Source organism: Micromonospora sp. NPDC005194, from assembly GCF_040608335.1.
Classification (GTDB): domain Bacteria; phylum Actinomycetota; class Actinomycetes; order Mycobacteriales; family Micromonosporaceae; genus Micromonospora.
Genome location: NZ_JBEXIA010000019.1, coordinates 31142 through 51528, shown reverse-complemented (window position 1 = coordinate 51528; position 20387 = coordinate 31142). Strand labels below are relative to the sequence as shown.

The following is a 20387-nucleotide window of genomic DNA, read 5'->3' as shown; positions in this document are numbered from 1 at the left end:
GCAAATTGTCCGAATAGCATCAGCTCCGGTCGAGTTCGAGTCGGGCAGAAATCCATGGGGGCAATGTGGTCATCGCCAGCGATAGCCGGCGGTCTCCCGTCGCCGGGCAGGGCATCGCCGTCGCTCCGGCCCTGACCTCGATCGGAGGGTCGTCGGAGCCGCCCGACCGTCGGCAGCGCAACGTCCGGGCGCGCCGCGCCTACGCGGCGTGCGGTACGACGGCCGGACCGCTGATCGCGCCGGGGCACGTGGCGGCGCCGGTCCAGTTCCGGCCGGCCCTGTCGCCCGCGTCCCGGCTGATCCTGACGCTCCTGGTTCTCGTCAACAGTGCGGCCGGGCTGCTGTTCGTCGGGTGGCTGCTGCTCCCGGCGCACGTGCCGGGGTCCGGCGTGACCGGGATCGGCAGCTGGCAGACGACGGCGGCCCGGCTCGGCTTCTGCGTGGTCGTCGGCGTGGAGTTGATCCGCCTCGCGCAGAACGTCGTGATCTGGGTCTTCGCGTTCCATGCCAAGGATCCGGTCCCCGTCGATCCGCCCGTCGGCCTGCGGGTGGCGCTGCTCACCACCATCGTGCCCAGCAAGGAGCCGCTCGACGTCGCCGAGCGGACCCTGCGGCGGATGCGGCAGATTGTCTACTGCGGCCAGGTCGACGTCTGGATCCTCGACGAGGGGGACGACCCCGAGGTGAAGGAGATGGCCGCGCGGCTCGGGGTGCGGCACTTCAGCCGCAAGGGCCGGCCCGAGTACAACCAGCCGAGCGGCGAGTTCCGGGCCAGGACGAAGTCGGGAAACCACAACGCCTGGCGGGCCGAGCACGAGCACGGCTACGACGTGGTCGCCAACGTCGACCCGGACCACGTGCCGTTGCCCGGCTTCCTGGAACGGACCCTCGGCTACTTCCGCGACCCGGACGTCGCCTTCGTGGTGACCCCGCAGGTCTACGGCAACATGCACCAGAACTGGGTCGCGCACGGCGCGTCGGTGCAGCAGTACCTCTACAACGGACTCATCGCGCGCGGCGGCAACGGGCTGGACGCGCCACTGCTCACCGGCACCGGCCACCTCTACCGACCGGCGGCCTGGCGCAGCGTCGGGGGCTACCAGGACTCCATCATCGAGGACCACCTCACCAGCATCCGGGTCCACGCCGCCGTCAATCCGCACACCGGCAACCGGTGGAAGGGCGTCTACACCCCGGACGTGGTGGCCATCGGGGAGGGCCCCACCTCGTGGGCCGACTACTTCAACCAGCAAAAGCGGTGGGCGGCCGGCATCTGCGAGATCCTGGTCCGCCCCGAGCTGCGCGCACCGCGCGAGCTGGGCACACGGCGCCGCTGGCAGTACCGGCTGCTCCAGTTCTACTACCCGAGCGTCGCCGTCGGCCTCCTGCTGGGCAACCTCGCCACCGCCCTGTACCTGCTCACCGGCGTCGGCACGGCCCAGCTCGACGTGACCGTGTGGTCGGTGCTCTGGGCCGGCACCATCGGCACCTGGTTCGCGCTCTGGCTCTGGCTGCGCCGCTTCAACATCGCCCCGCACGAACGGGAGGAGATCGGTGTGGTCGGCATGGCGCTGGCCCTCTTCACCGGTCCCGTCTACGTGGCCGCCGCGGTCGGCGCGCTGCTGCGGCGCAAGCTCGCGTTCGTGGTGACGGCCAAGGGCAAGCTGCGCACCACCGAGTCGCTCGGCACCTTCCGGCTGCACTTCGGCTGGGCGGCCATCGCCGCTGCCGTGCTCGGCGCGAGCTTCCTGCTGGACCACGGCCTGACTCTGCTGTGGGTCTGGCCGGTGCTGACCCTCGTGACCGGCCTGGGCCCGCCGCTGATCGCCATCGTCTCCGGTGTGACGCGCCGTGGGCGACACCGCGACGACGCGGCCCGCGCCGCCGCGCGTACCCGTAGCGAGGACCGCCACCCGCCGAGGACGCGGGTGCCGGCGGAACGGAGTGTGCCATGGCGAGGCTGACCCTGCCGCGGAGCATGCTGGCGCTGATCACCGCGCTGCTGCTCACGTACGCCTTCGTGATCGCGCCGCGCACGGCGTCGGGAGCCCGGGGGGAGGCCGCGGCGACGGCCGCACCGAGCGCCCCGGCGACGGCCGCACCGAGCGCCCCGGCGACGCCCGCACCGCCGCCGCGCCCGGAGCCGGTGCTCTTTCCGCCGGCCGGGAAGACGTTCATCGGCGTCATGACGAACGAGGGTCCGTACGACTTCACGCCGGTGAATGCGTTCGCCGCCGCCGCGAAGCGTCAGCCGCAGGCGATGCTCTTCGGCGCGGGATGGGCGTCGGCGGCCTTCGACCGGGTGCTCTTCGACCGGATCCGCGACCGGGGCATGCTGCCGATGCTGGCGTGGGAACCGTGGGACTACCGGCTGGACGAGACCTCCCGCAAGAAGGGCTTCAGCGCCCGCAAGATCGACAGGATCCGCTCGGACCAGCCCCGGTACCGGCTGGCCCAGATCACGCGGGGGAGCTTCGACCCGTACCTGCGGTCGTGGGCGCAGGGCATCAAGGCCCTCGGGTACCCGGTGGCCATCCGGTTCGCCCACGAGATGAACGGCGACTGGTACCCGTGGTGCGAGACGGCCAACGGCAACCGGCCGGGTGACTACGTCAAGGCCTGGCGGCACGTCCACGCCGTGTTCGAGGCCGCCGGGGTGCAGAACGTCATCTGGACGTGGAGCCCGAACGTCAGGTGGGACGACTCCACCCCGAAACTCGCCACGCTCTATCCGGGCGACGACTACGTCGACTGGATCGGGCTCTCCGGCTACTACGGCACCGGGGCGCTCTCGACGTACCGGTCCTTCGACGCGATCTTCAGCCCGACGATCCGGGAGATCCGCGGCTTCACCCACAAGCCGCTGGTCGTCACCGAGACCGGCGCCTCCGACGGCAAGGGGCGCAAGGCCGAGTGGATCCGGCAGGCCTTCGAGCTACTGTCCGGCCACCGGGACATCATCGGCCTGATCTGGTTCGAGGCGCGCAAGGAGGTCGACTGGCGGATCGTCAGCTCGCCCGCCGTCGCCAAGGCCTTCGCCCGGGCCGTCGCCGCCCCCCGGTACGACGTCGGCTGGTCGCCGGCGATGGTGCCGCGTACCCGGGTCTAGGAATAGGCCGTCCGCCGCCGTGAGCGTGTCCCAGCCCGTCAGGTCGGACCGGCACCCCGCCGCGCCCGGCCGCGCGGCGCCGGCCGCGTCGGCGCGCCGGGCGGGCGCGCCGGTGTCGCGTACCCGCGTCGCCCTGCCCGTCAGTCTCGTCGCGTTCGCGGTCGCGGCCCTCGGCAGCGGCGGCCGCGAGATCTGGTTCGACGAGTCGGTCAGCTGGCTGACCACCACCCTCGCGTGGCCGGATCTGCGGCATCTGCTCGGCAACATGGACCTCACCCACGCCCTCTACTACCTGGCCCTGCGCGGGTGGACCGCGCTGGCCGGGGACTCCACCCTCGCCCTGCGGTTCCCGTCCATCGTCGGCACGGCGGTGGCCGCCGGCGCGCTCACCCTGCTCGGCGCGAAGCTGTACGACGGCACCGTCGGGGTCACCGCCGGCCTGCTCTTCGTCGCGATCCCGTCGGTGTCCCGGTACGGGCAGGAGGCCCGCTCGTACGCCTGGGTCGTCGCCCTCACCGTGCTGGCTACGCTCGCCCTGGTCGGGGCGCTGGACCGGCCCTCGTGGCCGCGGTGGGTCCGCTACGGCGGCTGCCTGCTGGCGTTGACCTGCCTGCACGCCGTCGCGGCGACGGTGCTGGCAGCCCACGCGCTGCTGGTCGGCTCGGCGGTCCGCCGCGGCGGTGCCCGGCGGGCCCGGCGGGCCTGGGCGCTCACCGTGCTGGTGGTCGCCGTGGCCGCGGCGCCCCTGCTGTACGCGGCGTCCCGGCAGGCCGACCAGGTCTCCTGGATCACCCGCGACCAGGCGGCGCTCGCCCGCTTCCCCCGGGAGCTGTTCGGCTCCCTCCCGGTCGCCGTGACGTTCGTCGGGACCGGCCTGGCCGGCGCCGCCGTGCTCTGGCGCCGGCGGCGCGCACTGCTCCTTCCGCTGCTGGTCTGGGCCGTGGCGCCGGCGGTGTGCTGCTACCTGAGCCACCCGCTGGTGCACCTCTTCCTGGCCCGGTTCGTGTTGTTCACGCTGCCCGCCTGGGCGCTGCTGGCGGCGGTCGGGATCGCCGCGCCGGTCGCCGCGCTGCGGCGCGCGCTGCCGGCGGGCGGGCCTGCGGCGGTGCTCGTCGCGGCCGTGCTGGCCGTCGCCGGGGTGGGCCTGCCGGGCCAGGTGGAGGCCCGACGCAGCCCGGTGCCGGGGGAGGCGGACTACCGCGCCGCCGCCGCCGTGATCGACCGGCGGTACGAGCCCGGTGACGGCATCGCCTACTCCGGTTGGCGCGGGTGGAGCGCCCCACTGCCGATGGCGTACCAGTTGCGCACGGCGCCGCGGGACGTTTTCCTCGCCGTGCCGCCCGGCCGGTCCGGCGGGTTCTGGGCGATCGACTGCGTCGATCCCGCTCCCTGCCTTGGCGACGTCCGGCGGATCTGGCTGGTCGTCGGCGGGGCGGGCGACCCGTACGAGGGCATCCCGCCCGCCCGGGCCGAGCTGCTCCGCCGCGAGTTCGCCGTCACCGGCACCGACCGGTTCGTCGGGGTGGCCTTGGTGCTGCTGGTCCGCCGTCCCGGTCCGTGACCACTGGGGCTACCTGTCCGGTTGTGGGTGTGACCCGTGGACGCCAAGCCCGTCGCGGTGACCGTGCAGGCCGACAAGCCGGACACGGGCCAGCTGATCCCGCACGGTGTGCAGGGCGCCCAGTCGCGCATCTTCGCGATGAAGGCGCTCGCGGCGCGTCCTGTTTCACCGTGGAGGCGAAGCGGGTCGGTCACATCGACGTGCCGCTCTGGGCCGTCCGTGCTCTGTGAGGCCATGACTAAATTCAGCCTCATTTGCCGTATTGACCTTGGGATTGACAAGCATCCTCACGAGCCGCGTATTCGGTCTTACAGCCCTCGGTCCTGGTTGCAGGCCGGGCGGTGGAAGATGAGGCTCCGACGTGGCGATCTCCCTGCCCTGCCTGAAGCTCACATTGCATCACGACCGCGACGCTCGTGGCTTGTTGGAGCGGCCGGGTCTCACCTGGACCCCGGCCGCCTGAGGAGAGAGGCAACGCTGTGCGAGCAATCCCGCTGTTCGTCGTGGCGCTGGTGCTCTGCGGGTGTACTGCACCAGTCCCGCCCGCCGCCGGCCCGGCCTCGCCGGCTGGGTCGGCGCCGGTGCCGTCTTCGCCGGCCGCGTCGCCGCCGGTGCCGGCCTTCCAGCAGAGCCTGCCCGGCAGCGCCCGACGCGAGTGCGTCGCGGTGCCCGGCGACGCCATGCTGGTGCGCTCGGGCGACTTCATCGCCGGGGACTTCGTGGAGTACCGCCGGCAATGGCACCCTGACCTCGGCCCCGACCTGGGCAAGCTGTTCTGGCTGCCGGCCCGCCCCCAGCTCAACGCCGCGCTCACCGTGACCGCGACCTCCGGCGGTCGCACCGAGACCTACAGCGCCGGCTCGCTGGCGACCAACGACGCCGGGCAGGCGATGTACCCCAGCGGCATCCCGTTGCCGGCCGCCGGAACGTGGAAGCTCGTCGCGCAGGCCGGCGACGGGTGGGGGTGCTTCGAGCTGACACTGCCCTGACCGGCGTTCGGCGCGCGCCCGAGCCTCCACTTCACCCAACCCTGGACGTACACCACCAACGCCGACGTCGACGTGATCTGCTTCGACAACGCCGGCGCGGTCACCCCGCACCGGTTCCTGGCCACCTTCACCTCCCGGCTCTGAGGCCGGGCCGCGTCGGCCGTGGCCGTCCTCACCTCGCCGCCACCGCGGCGAGGACGCCGGGGGCGGTGATCGACGCCGACGAGCCGACCGGCCACCCGCGACCCCGGCACGGTCCACATGCGCACCGATGTGGGCCGCACCAGGTAGGTCGCGCACCTGGTCGAACTGGGATGACCGCTGGCACGGTCGTCCGACATGGAATATCGCATTTCGGTCACAATCGGCCTAAAAGGTGCGTACGGTGCCGGACATGGTCTCTCGCACCTGGCGCAACCTGTTGGTCGCAGCTCTCGGGATGGGCGTGCTCGCCGGTGCCGGTCAGCTCGGCATCGCGTTCAGCTTCGGCATCGTCCAGCTCACCGGCGTCTCCACCGGAGCCACCGTCAACCAGTGGCCCGCCCAGCTCGCCTGGGTGGGCTGGTTCGCGGCACACGCCGCAGTAGCCGGCACCGTCGTCACCGCACGCCTGGCCCGCCGATACGGGGTGCTGGAAAGCACCGGCAGATTGGTGGCCATCGCCGCCGCTGCCGCGATGGGCGCCACCGTCATCGCGCCGCTCTGCGTCCGGCCGGCCCAGGCCGCCGATCGTTTCTCTGTGGACCCGATCTGGGCCCTCGGCATCTGCGCGATCGTCGGCGCGCTGGTCGGCGCGGGTGCCGCGATCGCCGTACTGCTGAAGCCGCCGCTGGGCTGGAACATGGCGGCGGTGGGCGGCGTGGTCTGGCTGCTGGCGCTCATCTCGGTCGTCCCGGCGCTCGCAACCGCCGGGCCGTTGCCCGCCGTACGGATCGGCGTGCTGGAGCAGGCCGGGCTCGACGCCGACGCGGCACACCGCCAGGCTCTCTTGACGCTGCCAGCGGTGGCCCTGCTCGTCGGCGCGGCGACCGGCGGGCTGGCCCGTTGGCGCAGGCATCCGCCTCTGGTCAACGGCGCGACCGGCGCGACCGGCGCGGTGCTGATCGCGTTCGCCTACCTGACCGCCGGTCCCGGCGGCGCCGTCGACCGGTACCAGATCACGCCGTATTACGGCGCGCTGCTCGCCGTCGCCGCCGGCGTGCTCGGTTCGGCCGCCGCCGCGTTGTTCCGCTGGCCGTTCCTGTCGCGCACCTCCGAAGAGCGGGTCGTCGAGCCGACCGACATCCTCCGACCGTTGTCCGACCCCGCCGTGCCGCGGGCCATGACGCCCGGCGCGGCCGACGAGCCGGAGCCCGTCGACCTGGCCGGCACGGGGAGGTTCGTCGGCGTGATGGCAGCGACGCACGCGACCGCGGCCGAACCGCTGGGCTACGGTGCGCCGGCCGACTCCGCGACGCGGACCGCCGCACCGACCGATACCGCCGCACCGGCCGCATCTGGCGACCTCGCCACACAGGCCGACTTCGCCACACAGTCCGACTTCGCCACGCCGGAGACATCGCAACCGGCGCCCGCGACGGCGGCCCACCTTCCCGCAGGACCCGGCGGGGACGGCTCTGGAACGGCGGGGGCCGACAACACCGAACCCGACGGGGCAACCGCCGCCCCGGGGACCGGCCGGATGTACCAGCCGCCGAAGATCGACCGGACTCGAGTTCAGGCAGTTCGGCCAGTCGTTCCGGCCCGGCGGGTGCCGTCCTCGACCGAGCCCGGTCCGGGTGCCGAGGCAACCCACTCGGCCGGCACGCAAGAGGGCGTCGAACCGGCTCTCCCACCTCGGCACCGGCCGCCCCTGCCCAACCTGGACCAGGCCGCGAACTGGGATGCCCTCGCGAACGCCCGGCGCGCCGGTATCCGGCCCACGGCCGATGCCGCGCAGGCCGGCCCCGTAGGGGCCGTTCCGGTCGCCGCAATCCCTGCGCCGGCCGCCCCGGCACCCGTTGTCAAGGCGCAACGGACCAGCGAGCGGGCTGGCGGCCGGCTGGGCCTGTTCCGGCGCAACAGATCCCGGGCCGACGCGGACGGCGCGGGCACCCGGCCGGACCGCGAGCCGCTGCCGAGGCAGGACGCGGAGTTCGTCGACTGGGTGAGCGGGCTGGGCAGGTCGGTGGTGGACAGCGAGCCGGCTCGGGAGAGTCCTCACGGGTCACTCCGCTCCGCCGGCCGCCACCACGGCGACTGACCGGCTAGGGCGTGTCCTGCCGATCATGGATCGGCAGTCCGCGTCATGACATGCTTCAGCCGTGTACCGGACCGAGGATCAACGGCGCTTTCAGCGTCTGGTCGAGGCGCTATCGGGACGGGCGGATCCCCAGGCTGAGGCCGAGATGGGCGCACCCCTGAATCCCCGGCTTGGTCGGCGATCAACACGTCGGGGCGTTTACGGGGCCGTCCGGGTCCAGGTTCGTGACCCGGATCGCGTCCAGTAGCGCCAGCAACTGCGGGTTGTCGCCGGCCTGGCCGAGGTGAGCAGGATCGACAGCGGCCGGCCGCGTCCGTCGACGGCGAGGTGGATCTTCGTACGCCAGCAGCGGCGCGATCACCGCCCACGCCTCGACAGCCAGTTCACCACGACGCACCACCGGCACATCGTCAACGATCAACCGCTACAAGATCGGCAGGACACGCCCCAGGCGGCTGGGCTGGCCGCCCGCCGAGTTCAGGCTGTCAGACGGTTCCGGTACGCGGTGGCTGAGGTGGGAAGCCTTTCGCGATGATCAGTCGATCAGCCTGCGCCGAGCTATTGCAGTTCCGTGATTTGCCCTGGGCAGGGTGCGACAGCCGCGGCACCAACGTACTCATCCGGGATCGCCGCCCCGCCGCCATGGCCGGAACATGTCGCCCACCGCACGAAGGATCGCCGCCTTCTCGCGGGGTGGGACGCCTTTCGTCACGATCAGTGCGACCACCGTCTTGGCAAGCACCGGTAGACCCACAGCGGCGGTCGCGACCCAAGGGCTGTACGTCACAAGTCGCTCAAGGTCCACTGGTCCCACCCCGCCGCTTCCCAGTCGCAGTTCCACCGGTTCTGACCACACCTTCGCGCTCACTCGGCGTGGTGGCGCTCTGCGGGACAGGCCGGGACATAATCGAGGTGGATCGCCTGGTAGGACAGGCTGCCATCGGAACGCCACAGAGAAACCGCAGACACCGCTGGGACGGATGCGAGGTTTACGGAGTGGACCGGGAACTGGCGGACGTGTCGACACCGGCCGCGCTCGGCGCGGCGCTGCAGTCGCTCAGGGAGACGGCTGGCCTCACGACGCGGGAGATGGACTCGAAGACGCGCCTCAGCGATGTGCGATTGACCCGTACGAAGATCAGCAAGGTTGAAGGAGGTGAGCTGCCGCGCCTGGACTGGCTCCGCGCGTACGTCAATCTCTGTGGAGTCGGCACTGGTACGCGTCGATACCGCGCCTGGGAGAACGCGTGGACGACGGCACACCAGCACGCCACGGCGGGAACGGTGACGCCTGACCCGGACGGCACGGTGCCACCCAGGCAGCTACCTATGGACACCAGCCCTTTCGTGGGCCGAACGGCCGAGCTCGACCAGCTCACCGCCCTGCACAGGAGGGCGGGCAACGGGGTAGCTGTCATATCCGCCGTGCACGGCACTGCGGGCATCGGTAAGACCACTCTCGCACTGAGGTGGGCGCACCAGAACGCAAGACGGTTCACCGAGGGACACCTGTACCTCAACCTGCGTGGTTTCAGCGCCGACCATCCGGTCGCGCCTGCCCATGCCGTCCGTGAGCTGCTGGACGGGCTCGGCGTGCCGGCCGAGAGAATACCGGCCAGGTTCGATGCTCAACTGAGCCTGTACCGCAGTGTGCTGTCCGGCAGACGCCTGCTGCTTGTGCTGGACAACGCCGCAACCGCCGAGCAGGTCCGTCCACTGCTGCCGGGCAGCTCATCGTGCTTCACCATCGTCACCAGCCGAAGCCAGCTCACCGGGCTCGTCGCCCGCGACAAGGCCGTCCCGCTCAAGCTGGACGTCCTCTCCCGGAAGCAGGCCAGGGAACTGCTCGATGATCGGATCGGCCGCGGGCGGCTGGACGAGTATCCAGAAGCGACGGACACGCTGCTGACCATGTGCGGCGGATTGCCGCTGGCGCTCGTCATCGCGGCGGCGAGGATCATGCTCGCGCCGGACCAACCACTGGACCGACTCGTCGCGGAGGCGACGGGCGGCGAACCCGTACTGCGCAACTTCGAGGTCGACGACTCGGAGTCGGACCTGCCCACCGTCTTCTCCTGGTCCTACCGAACCCTCGACCCGGACGCCGCGCGGCTGTTCCGGTACCTGGGTCTGGTACCCGGTCCCGACTTTACCGTCGCTGCCGCTGCCAGCCTGGTCGGCGCCGAAGCTGGCCTCACCGCCCGGTTGATGAGGAACCTGGCAGATCAACACCTGATTGAGGAGTACTGCCCGGGTCGTTACCGGCTCCACGATCTACTGCGCGCCTACGCGAACGATCTGAGCGAGGAGCACGAGACCAGCTCCGGACGAGCCGCCGCCCACACCCGAGTAATCGACTACTACCTACAGGCCGCCCTACATGGTGACCGGCTGCTGGATCCCCTTCGGGAGACCTTCCCGACGCCTTCTGCGGAACATGGAATCCAGCCGCCCAGTTTCGACTCGGCCGAGGGCGCGGCAGAGTGGTTCGAGCAGGAGCACGAGAGCCTGTCGGCGGCGGCTCGACTCGCAGCCGCACGCGGCCGGCACCGACCGGCGTTCCTCCTACCGTGGAGCATGACGACCTTCCTCCACCGCCGCGGATACTGGCGCGAGTACGCCGACCTCTACCGCCTCGCTGTCGAGGCCGCCGAGCCGATGGGCGACCCGCGTGCGCACGGTGTCGCACTGCGCAACCTCGCCAACGCGCTGACACAGCTCGGCGAATACGACCACGCCATGGCCCGCCATCGACTAGCGGTTGACTGCTTCCGGAAAGTCGGTGACATCCAAGGCCTTGCCCGGACCGAACGCGCCATGGGATACGCCAGCGAACAGCTGCGCGACTTCCCCGCAGCCGAGCAGCACGCCAGCACCGCCCTGGGTCTCTACCGGCAGATAGGCGACCGCACGGGCGAGGCGCAGGCGCTCAATGCGTTGGGTTGGTACCGAGCACTGCAGGGCGACTACGACAGCTCGCTCACGCACTGCTCACAAGCCTTGGCTCTGTTCGACGAGGTCGACGACCTCACGTACCGGGCCCATACGCTGGACAGCATCGGGTACAGCCTCCAACACCTGAAGCGGTACGCCGACGCGGCATACCACTACCAGGAGGCCATCGCCGTGTACAGGACCCTTGGTGACCGGTACTACGAGGCGGAGACCCTGCACCATCTCGGCGACAGCGAGGCTGCCGCAGGGAACGCGAGCGCTGCGCAAGCGGCGTGGCAGGACGCACTCACCCTTCTCGTTGCCATCGGGCATCCGAAGGCCGAGCAGGTACGCGCGAAGCTCGCACGCTGAACTCGGCCAATCTGCTGGCAATACGGCCGCACGCCCAGCAGCGGCTCGTGCCGGATCGATCGACCCGCACCGGCGCCTCGCCAGGTTGACTCCGCTCGGTCGGCCGTACGACCTGCGGAACACCGCCGCGGCTCGACGCCGCCGCGCCAGCAACCGAGGGAGCCGAGCGGCGGTAACTTACGCCTGCTCCCTGTTCCATCCCCGGCACTCCCCGGATCCGGCTGCCCTCAGCTCCACCGCCCTGCTGCGACAGGGTCAGCGGTGACCGGACAGCGACACGCGTCACCGCCTCGTCCAGGATGACCCGCCACCCAGCGGGTCTAGGGTGTGGCCCGCGGCCACCGCACGATCTTCGGTCGTCCGCACAAACCATCGATGGTCAACGCGGTGGCCGCCCGCATGCCCGCGCTTCTCTTCGCAGTGATTGACCGGCGCGGGCCTGTGCCTGGTCGCGCAGGCCCCTGCCGGGGCCCGATAGGAAGCGGCAATCGCGGTGATCTGTGCCGGCTACGGCGGCCGGTCCGGATGCGACAACGGAGAGAGGTGTGCCATGCGGTTCAGCGGCCGTTTGCTGGTGGCCCTGACTCTGGGGGGCGTCACGCTCGTGTCAGCGTGCGGCGGCCCGCCGCCGGAGAAGCGGTCGACCGAGGAGCTGCTCACCATCGGGCAGGCCCGTCTCGACGAGATTGCCATTCCGGCAGGCTGGCAACTCCGGGGCGGCAAGTCGGCGGACAGATCGCGGGGCAAGTTCCACTGGGACCGTGACTACCAGGTCAATACCAGTCCGGACGCGGCGGTTCGCGAACTGGACAAGCAGATCGCGGCTGCCCAGTGGAGGCGTAGGCCCAAGTAATCCTGCCTGAACAGTTCGGGAGTGGCGTGCTGGATGTACGACCGGGGCGGCCTGACCATCACGCAGACAGCGCTCGCCAGCACCACCTGCCCGGCGGGCCACCCGGTCTGTGCCGAGGTGAGCATCTCCATGCGGCAGAACTACAAAGAGCCGATCTGATCAGATCCAGCCATGGCGGACCGCCTCGGCACCCGCCTGGAAACGGCTGCTCACCCCGCGCTGGTCGGTAAGCTCGGCCACCACCCGACGCACGGTGCGCGCGCCCACACCCGGGACGCGCTTGCTGGTGGCCACCCGCCAGAACATCGAGCAGAACAGGTGACGGCCCGGTGTGGCTGCCGTGCGGTCGGCACGGCAGCCACCCCGTCAGGTGCGAATGCCCCGGCCTTTCATCCAGTGAAAGCTCCGGTTCCCCAGCGGGGACACCGCACGGGACGATCCGGCTCCATCGACGTCCGTCGGCATGGAGGTCCGATCGCATGGCATTCGCGCGTAACCAGTGGTACGTGGCCGCCTACGGCAGCGAGGTGGGGCGGAACCTGCTCGCCCGAACGGTGCTCGGTGAGCCGCTGGTGCTGTACCGCACCGGTGCCGGGCAGGCGGTGGCGCTCGCCGACCGGTGCGTACACCGACGCTTCCCGCTCTCCGAGAGCCGGCTCGACGGCGACACGATCGTCTGCGGCTACCACGGCTTCACCTACGATCCGACCGGCGCCTGCGTCTTCGTACCGGGTCAACAGCGCATCCCGCGCACCGCGCGGGTGGTCTCGTTCCCGGTGGTGGAACAGGACTCGCTCATCTGGGTCTGGATCGGCGACCTGGACCGGGCCGACCCGGCTGCGATTCCCCGCGCACCGTGGCTGGCCGACCCGCGCTACGCGGTGGTGCGGGGCATGGCGCCACTGAACGCGCGGTACGGCCTGCTGGTGGACAACCTCCTGGACCTGTCCCACGAGACCTATCTGCACGGCGGTTACATCGGCACCCCGGAGGTGGCGAACACCCCGATCACCACCGAGGTGGACGAGGACCGGGGGATCGTCTACGTCAGTCGGCACATGGACGACGCCGAGTGCCCGCCGTTCTACGCGCGCTCCACAGGCATCCAGGGCCGGATCACCCGGTGGCAGGACATCGAGTACCACCCGCCCTGCCTCTACCTGCTGCACAGCCGGATCGCGCCGCAGGGTGTCTACCCGCCCGCCGAGGGCGAGGACCGCGAAGCGTTCCACGCCGAGATCGTGTACGCCATCACCCCGTCGACGGAACACACCACCTATGACTTCTGGGCGGTGGCGCGCGACTTCGCGATCGACGACGAGTCGGTCAGCGAGTACCTCCACCACAGCAATCACACAGTCGTCATGCAGGACGTGACCGCGCTCAACATCCTGGAGCAGGTGATCGCCACCGAGCCGGACAGGTACCAGGAGCTGAGCATCAACATCGACACCGGTGGCCTGGCCGCCCGGCGGCTGCTGGCGCGGATGGTCGGGTCGGGGACGGTGGGAGCGGCGCGGTGAGGTCCCGGGAAGGCTCCCTCACCGGGGGCCGGGTCTACCGGATCCACTGGGTGCCGGGCACCGACAGCCTGCGCGGAGTCTGCCACTGCGGGGCCGAGCGCCGCACTGAGGAACCAGTCGAGTTGTGGGAGTGGCTGCTCGGCCACCCGCAGGGTCACCAGGGTGTGGCTGAGCCGGTGCCCGGACCGCCGAGGCGGCTGGCGATGCGCGAGTGACTGTGGACGTGCTGACCGGTGTCGAGCTGGTGGTCGTCGGCCGCGATCAGGTGGCGGCCGAGGTGGTGGCGATCCGCCTCTGTCGCGCCGACGGCGGTGACCTGCCCGAGTGGGCGCCGGGCGCGCACATCGACCTGGAGTTGGGCGCCGGGCTGGCCCGTCAGTACTCCCTCTGCGGTGACCCCGCGGAGCGGGCCGTCCTGCGGATCGCGGTGCAGCGCGAACCGAACGGGCGCGGCGGCTCCCGGCTGGCGCACGAGCGGCTCACCGTCGGCGCGACCGTCCGGGTGAGCGGACCGCGCAACACCTTCCCGCTGGTCGCGGCGCGGCGCTACCTCTTCATTGCCGGCGGCATCGGTATCACCCCCATCGCACCGATGGTCGCCGCGGCCGACGCCGCAGGCGCCGACTGGCGGCTGGTGTACGGCGGACGCAGCCGGGCCACCATGGCCTTCGCCACCACCCTGCGGGAGAAGTACGGCGACCGGGTGAGCCTGCACCCGCAGGACGAGACCGGGCTGCTCGACCTGGCCGGGTTGTTGGGCCGGCCCGGCACCGGGCTCGTCTACTGCTGCGGCCCGGAACCACTGATCACCGCGGTCGAGGAGCACTGCCGCGGCTGGCCACCCGGCTGCCTGCACGTCGAGCGTTTCACCGCCCGGGGCGACACCGGCGTGCCGGAGACGACGATCGAGGTCGAACTCGCGCTCTCCGGGCGGACGGTGACAGTGCCGCCGGGCACACCGATCCTGCAGGCGGTGGAGGAGGCCGGGGTGCAGGTCCTCTCGTCCTGCCGGGAGGGCACCTGTGGCACCTGCGAGACGCCGGTGCTCGCCGGTGTGCCCGAGCATCGCGACAGCCTGCTCACCGCCGAGGAACGGGCCGCCGGGGACACCATGATGATCTGTGTCTCCCGGGCCCGTACGCCCCGACTCGTGCTGGAGCTGTGAGCGCCCGACGTGGGCGGGGATGATGACGGGGTGCGCGCAGAACCGGGACGGTCGGTGACGAGCAAGGTGCTGGCGTTGCTCGACGCGTTCAGCCCGGCGACCCCGGCGTTGACCCTGACCGAGTTGGCGCGTCGCACCGGGATGCCACTGCCCACCGTGTACCGGCGGGCCGCGGAGCTGGTCGCGTGGGGGGCACTGGAACGCGGCGACGACGGGCGGTACCGGATCGGTCTGCGGCTGTGGGAGGTGGGCTCGCTCGCCCCGAGGGGCCTGGGGCTGCGGGAGCTGGCCCTGCCGGTGATGGAGGACCTGTACGAGGTGACTCACGAGAACGTCCAGCTCGCCGTCCGGCAGGATCTCGAACTCGTCTTCATCGAACGGATCGCCGGGCGACACGCGGTACCCGTGCTCACCCGGGTGGGGGGTCGCTTCGCGCTGCACGCGACAGGCGTCGGGCTGGTCCTGCTCGCCCACGCGCCCGCCGAGGTCCAGGAGCAGGTGCTGGCCGCCCCGCTGGAGCGGTACACCGATCTGACCATCACCGACCCGAAGCGGCTGCGTCGCTGCCTCGCCGAGGTGCGCCGGGTCGGGTACGCGGTCAGCGACCGTCAGGTCACCATGGACGCCCTCTCGGTGGCCGCGCCGATCCGCGTACCGGAGGGTGTGGTGGCGGCGATCTCGCTGGTGGTCGCCCATGACCGGGCGGACCCGGTGGCGTTGGCGCCACTGGTGCAGGCCGCCGGTCGGGTGGTCTCCCGGGCGCTGAGCAACTCGACCCGTCCGGCCGTCTGATGTAGACAGACTGCAAATCGTTGACGCCCGGTCAAATTCTGCATTACGTTGCCGGTGCGCGTGTTACCCGGAGGTCCGGCACCGACGAGAGGGAGCACTCATGTCTCTGCAGGGCAAAGTCGCCATCGTCACCGGGTCCGGGCGGGGTCTCGGCCTCGCCTACGCGCAGGAGTTGGCGCGGCGGGGCGCCGCGGTCGTGGTCAACGACGTCGACGCCGAGGCCACCGCCGACGCCGTGGCGACGATCGAGGCGTCCGGCGGTCGGGCCGTCGCGGTGGTCGCACCGGTCGGCCCGACCGAGACCGCGAAGGAACTCGTCAGCACGGCGGTGGAGCACTTCGGACGGCTGGACATCCTCGTCACCAACGCCGGCGTGCTGCGCGACAGCGTGCTGTGGAAGATGAGCGACGACGACTTCGACACCGTCATCAACGTGCACCTGCGCGGCACGTTCACCACAGTCCGTGAGGCGGTGCAGCACATGCGGCAGGCCGGTGAGGGCGGGCGGATCATCTGCGTCGGGTCACCCACCGGGCAGCGGGGCACCTTCGGCCAGACCAACTACGCGGCCGCCAAGGCGGGCATCGTCGGCATGGTCCGGACCTGGGCGCTGGAGCTGAAGCGGGCCGGCATCACCGCCAACACCGTCGTTCCGGTCGCCGCGACCGCGATGACCGCCACCGTTCCCTACTTCGCGGCGGCGGTGCGGGCCGAGGCGAACGGCGAGCCGATGCCCGCGTTCTTCCGACACGAGCTGGGATTCGGCACGGCGGACGACGTGGCCGGGCTGGTTGCGTTCCTCGGTTCCGACGCGGCGGCCTCGGTGACCGGGCAGGTGATCGGTGTCGGCGGGGACCGCCTGCAGATCTGGACTCACCCGGAGGCGGCGCTGACCGCGCACCGCGAGGGCGGCTGGACGTACGACGCGCTGGTGGAGGCCTGGCCGACGAGGTTCGCCGGTGCCGCGCAGAGTGTCGGCGAACGCTTCCCGAAACTCCCTGAGGAGTTCGAGCCCGCGCCGTCCTGACCGGCCCGAGCAGACCTGCCCGCACCGACCCGCCGGACGAAGGTTGGCCCATGTACCAGCCCGCGATCGACCTCGATGACGTCACGGCGATCGACATGCACGTGCACATCGAGGTCGACGACCACGGTCACACCTCACTGCCCGAACCGCTCGTGGCAGCGGCGTCGGCGTACTTCAAGACCGACGGCCCACGGCCCGCTGTCGACGCGGTGGCGCGGTACTACCGCGAGCGGCACATGGCGGCTGTCGTCTTCACCGTGGACGCGCGTACCCAACTGAAGCACCAGCCACTGTCGAGTGTCGAGATCGCCCGCGCGGCGGCCGAGCACGCCGACGTGCTCATCCCGTTCGGTTCGGTGGACCCGCGCACCGGGGGAGCGGCAGTCGAACTCGCCGACCGGTTGATCCGGGAGGAGGGCGTCCGTGGCTTCAAGTTCCACCCCACTGTGCAGGGCTTCGATCCCAGCCACGACGAGTACGCGCCGCTGTGGGGCCTGCTGGAGCGGGCCGGCGTCCCGGCGCTCTTCCACACCGGGCAGACCGGCATCGGCGCGGGTACGCCGGGCGGCTACGGTCTGCGCCTCGGCCGGTCGAACCCGATCCTGCTCGATCCGATCGCGGCCGACTTCCCCGACCTCCAGATCATCATGGCCCACCCGTCGGTGCCCTGGCAGGACGAGGCGTTGTCGGTGGCCACGCACAAGCACAACACCTGGATCGACCTGTCCGGCTGGAGCCCGAAGTACTTCCCGGCCGAGCTGGTGCGCTACGCGAATTCGCTGCTGAAGCGCCGGGTGCTCTTCGGCACCGACTACCCGATGCTCACCCCGGACCGGTGGCTTCGCGACGTGCAGTCGACCGATCTCAAGCCGGACGTGCTCCCGGGCATCCTGAAGGACAACGCGGCCCGACTGCTGGGCCTGGCCCGGTGACGACGAGAGGAAATGCCATGACGACGACCATCACCTACGAGCGGCTCGGCGACCTCGCCGGCACCGACCTCGGCCACACCGGGTACCGCACTGTCACCCAGGACCAGGTGGACCTGTTCGCGGACGCCACGGACGACCACCAGTGGATCCACGTCGACCCGGAGCGGGCGAAGACTGGCCCGTTCGGCGCGCCGATCGCGCACGGCTTCCTCACCCTCTCCCTGGCGGTTCCCTTCTGGACCGAGCTGCTCGAGGTCAAGGGCGTGACCACGAAGGTGAACTACGGCCTCGACAAGGTGCGCTTCCCCGCGCCGGTCGTGGTTGGGGCTCGGGTGCGCATGCGGGCCACAGTCGTCGAGGTCGTCGAGGTCCGCGGCGGCTACCAGCTCGCCGTCGACCAGACGATCGAGATCGAGGGCGGGACCAAGCCGGCGGTCGTCGCGCGCGGGCTGTACCGCTTCTACGCCTGAGCCCGGGGGCATCCGTCGAGCCGGGCGAGCACACCACCTCCACCCCCAGGAGATTGATGATGCACCAGCACGGAATTGGCGCCTGGCTGGCCAAGCGCCGGCTCAAGTCCCCGGACCAGATCGCGATCATCCACGGCGACCGGTCGCCCATGACGTACCGCCAGTTCGCCGACGCCACGGACCGGATCTCCGCGGTGCTGCGGGAGCGGGGCGTCGGCAACGGCGACTCCGTCGCCTACCTGGGTGAGAACAGCCCCGAACTCCTTCAGGTGATGTTCGGGGCGGCGCAGGTCGGGGCGGTCTTCGTGCCGGTCAACACCCGGCTCGCCGCACCCGAGATCGGCTACGTCCTCGCCGACTGTGCCGCGCGGGTGCTGATCCACGACCCGGACTTCGCGGTGCCGGTGGCCTCCGCCGCGGCGACCGCCCGGACCCCGTACGTCATCGTCAACGGCGAGGGCACCGCGGACCGGCCCGGGCTGGCCCACCTGGCCCGGGCCGCCGTCACCCCGTTCACCGACCACGCCGACACCGCCCACGAGGACCCGGCGGCGATCGTCTACACCTCGGGCACGACCGGTCGGGCCAAGGGCGCGGTGCTGACCCACGGCAACCTCACCTGGGTGGCGCTCAACTGTGTGGTCGACTACGACGTCGTCTCCGCCGACGTCGCCCTCATGATCTCGCCGCTGTTCCACGTCGCCTCGCTCGGGATGGGCGCCCTGCCCGTCATCCTCAAGGGCGCCACGATGGTCATCGAGAGGGGCTTCGAGCCGGGCCGCGCGCTCGCCCAGATCGAGCGGCACGGGGTCACCATGCTCAGCGGTGTGCCGACCACCTACCAGCTGCTGGCCGACCACCCCGCCTGGGCGTCGACCGACCTGTCGACGTTGACGAAGCTCACCTGCGGAGGGTCGGCGGTGCCGGCCCGCATCCTCAACGCGTACGAGGCGCGGGGCCTGTCGTTCTCCCAGGGTTACGGAATGACCGAGGCCGCGCCGGGCGCCACCGCGCTGCCGCCCACGATGACCCGCGTCAAGCAGGGCAGTGTCGGTCTGCCGCACTTCTTCACCGACGTGCGGATCACCGATGCGGCCGGTGCGGTGCTGCCCGCCGGCGCTGTCGGTGAGATCGAGGTGGCCGGTCCCAACGTCTTCCCCGGCTACCACGGGCTGCCGGAGGCGACCGCCGAGGCGTTCACGGCCGATGGGTGGTTCCGCTCCGGCGACCTCGGCCACCTGGACGCCGACGGTTACCTCTACATCTCCGGCCGCCTCAAGGACATGATCATTTCGGGGGGCGAGAACATCTACCCGCTCGAACTCGAGCAGCTGCTCACCGAGGTCGACGGGGTGACCTCGGCCGCGGTCATCGGCGTACCGGACGAGCGTTGGGGGGAGGTGCCATGGGCGATTGTGACCGTCCGGGACGGGGCGTCCGTGGACACCGCCACCGTCCGGGCCCGCCTGGAGGGCAGGATCGCGCGCTACAAGCTCCCGAAGAACGTCATCATCGTGGACGAGCTGCCGCGGACGGCGTCGGGGAAGGTGCGGAAGGCCGATCTGCGGACCCGATTCGGCGCCTAGTCGCGGGCCGGGCCGCGACGAGTTCGGCGAACTCCGCAGCGGACGCCTCGGCCAGCTTGTCGTGCACCCGGCGGTAGGTCCGCACCGATCTCGCGGCGGGCCATTCCGCGTCCATGAACTCGGCCGGCAGCCTCGGGTCGGCGCGCAGCAGCGCGAGCCAGTCCGCCACGAGCATGGTTCGTACGGTGAGGGCGCTCGGCGCCATCGCCAGCGACGGGTCGTCCCACACCTCGATGAAGGCGAGGTGCGCACGTCGGATCGCCTCGATGTCCCAGGCCGCGCGCACGCTCTCGCCGATCGGGAAGCCGGCGAGTTCACGGGCGTGGAAGGCGACCACCGTGTTGGGCGCGAGGTCCTGCCGCAGCCGCTCCAACGACCCGGCGAGGTCGACCTCGCCGGGCGCGAGCCAGAGCCCGTCCCGGAGCGGCGCGAAGCCCTCCCAGGTGAGGGTGGAACGCAGCCGGTGCCGCAGCATCCGCTGGCCCTCCGGGATCGAGAAGGTGACCAGGGTCCACCCGCTGCCCTGTGGGTCGAACGGCCGCGGGCCGCGAACGCGGTCTGTCGCCTCGCGCAACACCGCGGCCCCGTGCTCGGTCAGTGAGAACAGCGTCTCCCGGCCGCTCCGGCTGCGGGCGAGGATGCCGCTGTGCACGAGACGGTCGAGGGTCGCGCGGGTGGCCGGCGCGGCGACGTCCGCGCCTTCCAGCACGTTGATCAGAGCGCTCGCCCGGATGGGTCCCGTGGCGGCGTCGACGACGTGCTCGCCGAAGAAGGCGAGCAACAACTGCTTCGGCTGACGACTACCCACAGCCCTTCCCTTCGGCGAACTCGT

18 protein-coding genes and 1 pseudogene are annotated in these 20387 nt (G+C 71.2%); 16 read left to right on the top strand and 3 right to left on the bottom strand.

Annotated features, from left to right (window positions below):
- Positions 1 to 65 precede the first annotated feature (65 nt).
- The 5 genes from ABZU53_RS18030 to ABZU53_RS18010 all read left to right on the top strand — a co-directional run bounded on the left by ABZU53_RS18030 (position 66) and on the right by ABZU53_RS18010 (position 7901).
- Positions 66 to 1964: a glycosyltransferase family 2 protein gene (locus ABZU53_RS18030; protein ID WP_355066790.1), complete on the top strand. Its 1899-nt coding sequence runs from the start codon at positions 66 to 68 to the stop codon at positions 1962 to 1964.
- Positions 1952 to 3109 carry a glycosyl hydrolase gene (locus ABZU53_RS18025; protein ID WP_355066789.1) on the top strand — a complete coding sequence of 386 codons (1158 nt, stop codon included), beginning with the start codon at positions 1952 to 1954 and terminating at the stop codon, positions 3107 to 3109. Before ABZU53_RS18030 ends, ABZU53_RS18025 begins: the two co-directional genes overlap by 13 nt.
- Before the next feature lie 112 nt (positions 3110 to 3221).
- Positions 3222 to 4670 (top strand): glycosyltransferase family 39 protein, encoded by a 1449-nt coding sequence (locus ABZU53_RS18020; protein ID WP_355066788.1) that lies wholly within the window; start codon positions 3222 to 3224, stop codon positions 4668 to 4670.
- 581 nt (positions 4671 to 5251) lie between these two features.
- Positions 5252 to 5659 (top strand): hypothetical protein, encoded by a 408-nt coding sequence (locus ABZU53_RS18015; protein WP_354857575.1) that lies wholly within the window; start codon positions 5252 to 5254, stop codon positions 5657 to 5659.
- 394 nt (positions 5660 to 6053) lie between these two features.
- Positions 6054 to 7901, top strand: a complete 1848-nt coding sequence (locus ABZU53_RS18010; protein WP_355066787.1) for a hypothetical protein — start codon at positions 6054 to 6056, stop codon at positions 7899 to 7901.
- A 158-nt stretch (positions 7902 to 8059) separates the two neighbouring features.
- Here ABZU53_RS18010 and ABZU53_RS18005 read toward each other — a convergent pair.
- Positions 8060 to 8240, bottom strand: a pseudogene (locus ABZU53_RS18005) (transposase); the annotation flags it as partial.
- Positions 8241 to 8897: 657 nt separating this feature from the next.
- On the opposite strand from ABZU53_RS18005, the gene ABZU53_RS18000 reads away from it, so the two are divergent.
- The 3 genes from ABZU53_RS18000 to ABZU53_RS17990 all read left to right on the top strand — a co-directional run bounded on the left by ABZU53_RS18000 (position 8898) and on the right by ABZU53_RS17990 (position 12219).
- Positions 8898 to 11207: a tetratricopeptide repeat protein gene (locus ABZU53_RS18000; RefSeq protein WP_355066786.1), complete on the top strand. Its 2310-nt coding sequence runs from the start codon at positions 8898 to 8900 to the stop codon at positions 11205 to 11207.
- Between the two features lie 550 nt (positions 11208 to 11757).
- Positions 11758 to 12060: a hypothetical protein gene (locus ABZU53_RS17995; protein WP_355066785.1), complete on the top strand. Its 303-nt coding sequence runs from the start codon at positions 11758 to 11760 to the stop codon at positions 12058 to 12060.
- 21 nt (positions 12061 to 12081) lie between these two features.
- Positions 12082 to 12219: a hypothetical protein gene (locus ABZU53_RS17990; protein ID WP_355066784.1), complete on the top strand. Its 138-nt coding sequence runs from the start codon at positions 12082 to 12084 to the stop codon at positions 12217 to 12219.
- Here ABZU53_RS17990 and ABZU53_RS17985 read toward each other — a convergent pair whose 3' ends face one another.
- Complete coding sequence (locus ABZU53_RS17985) at positions 12220 to 12366, bottom strand: hypothetical protein (protein ID WP_355066783.1); 147 nt, start codon at positions 12364 to 12366, stop codon at positions 12220 to 12222. It lies immediately after the preceding gene.
- Positions 12367 to 12539: 173 nt separating this feature from the next.
- Here ABZU53_RS17985 and ABZU53_RS17980 point away from each other — a divergent pair, with 173 nt between their 5' ends.
- The 8 genes from ABZU53_RS17980 to ABZU53_RS17945 all read left to right on the top strand — a co-directional run bounded on the left by ABZU53_RS17980 (position 12540) and on the right by ABZU53_RS17945 (position 19555).
- A complete protein-coding gene (locus ABZU53_RS17980) occupies positions 12540 to 13583 on the top strand; it encodes an aromatic ring-hydroxylating dioxygenase subunit alpha (protein WP_354857564.1) in 1044 nt (347 codons plus the stop codon).
- Positions 13580 to 13798 (top strand): hypothetical protein, encoded by a 219-nt coding sequence (locus ABZU53_RS17975; protein WP_354857562.1) that lies wholly within the window; start codon positions 13580 to 13582, stop codon positions 13796 to 13798. Before ABZU53_RS17980 ends, ABZU53_RS17975 begins: the two co-directional genes overlap by 4 nt.
- Entirely contained in the window at positions 13795 to 14748 is a 954-nt protein-coding gene (locus ABZU53_RS17970; protein ID WP_355066782.1) for a PDR/VanB family oxidoreductase, read from the top strand. Before ABZU53_RS17975 ends, ABZU53_RS17970 begins: the two co-directional genes overlap by 4 nt.
- Before the next feature lie 30 nt (positions 14749 to 14778).
- Positions 14779 to 15540 (top strand): IclR family transcriptional regulator, encoded by a 762-nt coding sequence (locus ABZU53_RS17965; RefSeq protein WP_355066781.1) that lies wholly within the window; start codon positions 14779 to 14781, stop codon positions 15538 to 15540.
- A gap of 100 nt (positions 15541 to 15640) precedes the next feature.
- Positions 15641 to 16567: an SDR family NAD(P)-dependent oxidoreductase gene (locus ABZU53_RS17960; RefSeq protein WP_355066780.1), complete on the top strand. Its 927-nt coding sequence runs from the start codon at positions 15641 to 15643 to the stop codon at positions 16565 to 16567.
- Positions 16568 to 16617: 50 nt separating this feature from the next.
- Complete coding sequence (locus ABZU53_RS17955; RefSeq protein WP_355066779.1) at positions 16618 to 17499, top strand: amidohydrolase family protein; 882 nt, start codon at positions 16618 to 16620, stop codon at positions 17497 to 17499.
- Positions 17500 to 17516: 17 nt separating this feature from the next.
- Positions 17517 to 17969 (top strand): MaoC family dehydratase, encoded by a 453-nt coding sequence (locus ABZU53_RS17950; RefSeq protein WP_355066778.1) that lies wholly within the window; start codon positions 17517 to 17519, stop codon positions 17967 to 17969.
- Between the two features lie 56 nt (positions 17970 to 18025).
- The gene (locus ABZU53_RS17945; RefSeq protein ID WP_355066777.1) at positions 18026 to 19555 is read left to right on the top strand and encodes a long-chain fatty acid--CoA ligase; all 1530 of its coding nucleotides are present in this window, start codon (positions 18026 to 18028) and stop codon (positions 19553 to 19555) included.
- Here ABZU53_RS17945 and ABZU53_RS17940 read toward each other — a convergent pair.
- On the bottom strand, positions 19479 to 20363 hold the full coding sequence (locus ABZU53_RS17940; protein WP_355066776.1) for a PaaX family transcriptional regulator C-terminal domain-containing protein: 885 nt from the start codon (positions 20361 to 20363) through the stop codon (positions 19479 to 19481). The two genes, ABZU53_RS17945 and ABZU53_RS17940, sit on opposite strands and share 77 nt — an antisense overlap.
- Positions 20364 to 20387 lie beyond the last annotated feature (24 nt).

Bases quoted from the DNA above. Each gene is read 5' to 3' on its own strand.
- ABZU53_RS18025 (WP_355066789.1), top strand. From the start codon at position 1,952: ATGGCGAGGCTGACCCTGCCGCGGAGCATGCTGGCGCTGATCACCGCG.
- ABZU53_RS18010 (WP_355066787.1), top strand. From the start codon at position 6,054: ATGGTCTCTCGCACCTGGCGCAACCTGTTGGTCGCAGCTCTCGGGATG.
- ABZU53_RS17995 (WP_355066785.1), top strand. From the start codon at position 11,758: ATGCGGTTCAGCGGCCGTTTGCTGGTGGCCCTGACTCTGGGGGGCGTC.
- ABZU53_RS17985 (WP_355066783.1), bottom strand. From the start codon at position 12,366: ATGTTCTGGCGGGTGGCCACCAGCAAGCGCGTCCCGGGTGTGGGCGCG.
- ABZU53_RS17980 (WP_354857564.1), top strand. From the start codon at position 12,540: ATGGCATTCGCGCGTAACCAGTGGTACGTGGCCGCCTACGGCAGCGAG.
- ABZU53_RS17960 (WP_355066780.1), top strand. From the start codon at position 15,641: ATGTCTCTGCAGGGCAAAGTCGCCATCGTCACCGGGTCCGGGCGGGGT.
- ABZU53_RS17955 (WP_355066779.1), top strand. From the start codon at position 16,618: ATGTACCAGCCCGCGATCGACCTCGATGACGTCACGGCGATCGACATG.
- ABZU53_RS17950 (WP_355066778.1), top strand. From the start codon at position 17,517: ATGACGACGACCATCACCTACGAGCGGCTCGGCGACCTCGCCGGCACC.
- ABZU53_RS17945 (WP_355066777.1), top strand. From the start codon at position 18,026: ATGATGCACCAGCACGGAATTGGCGCCTGGCTGGCCAAGCGCCGGCTC.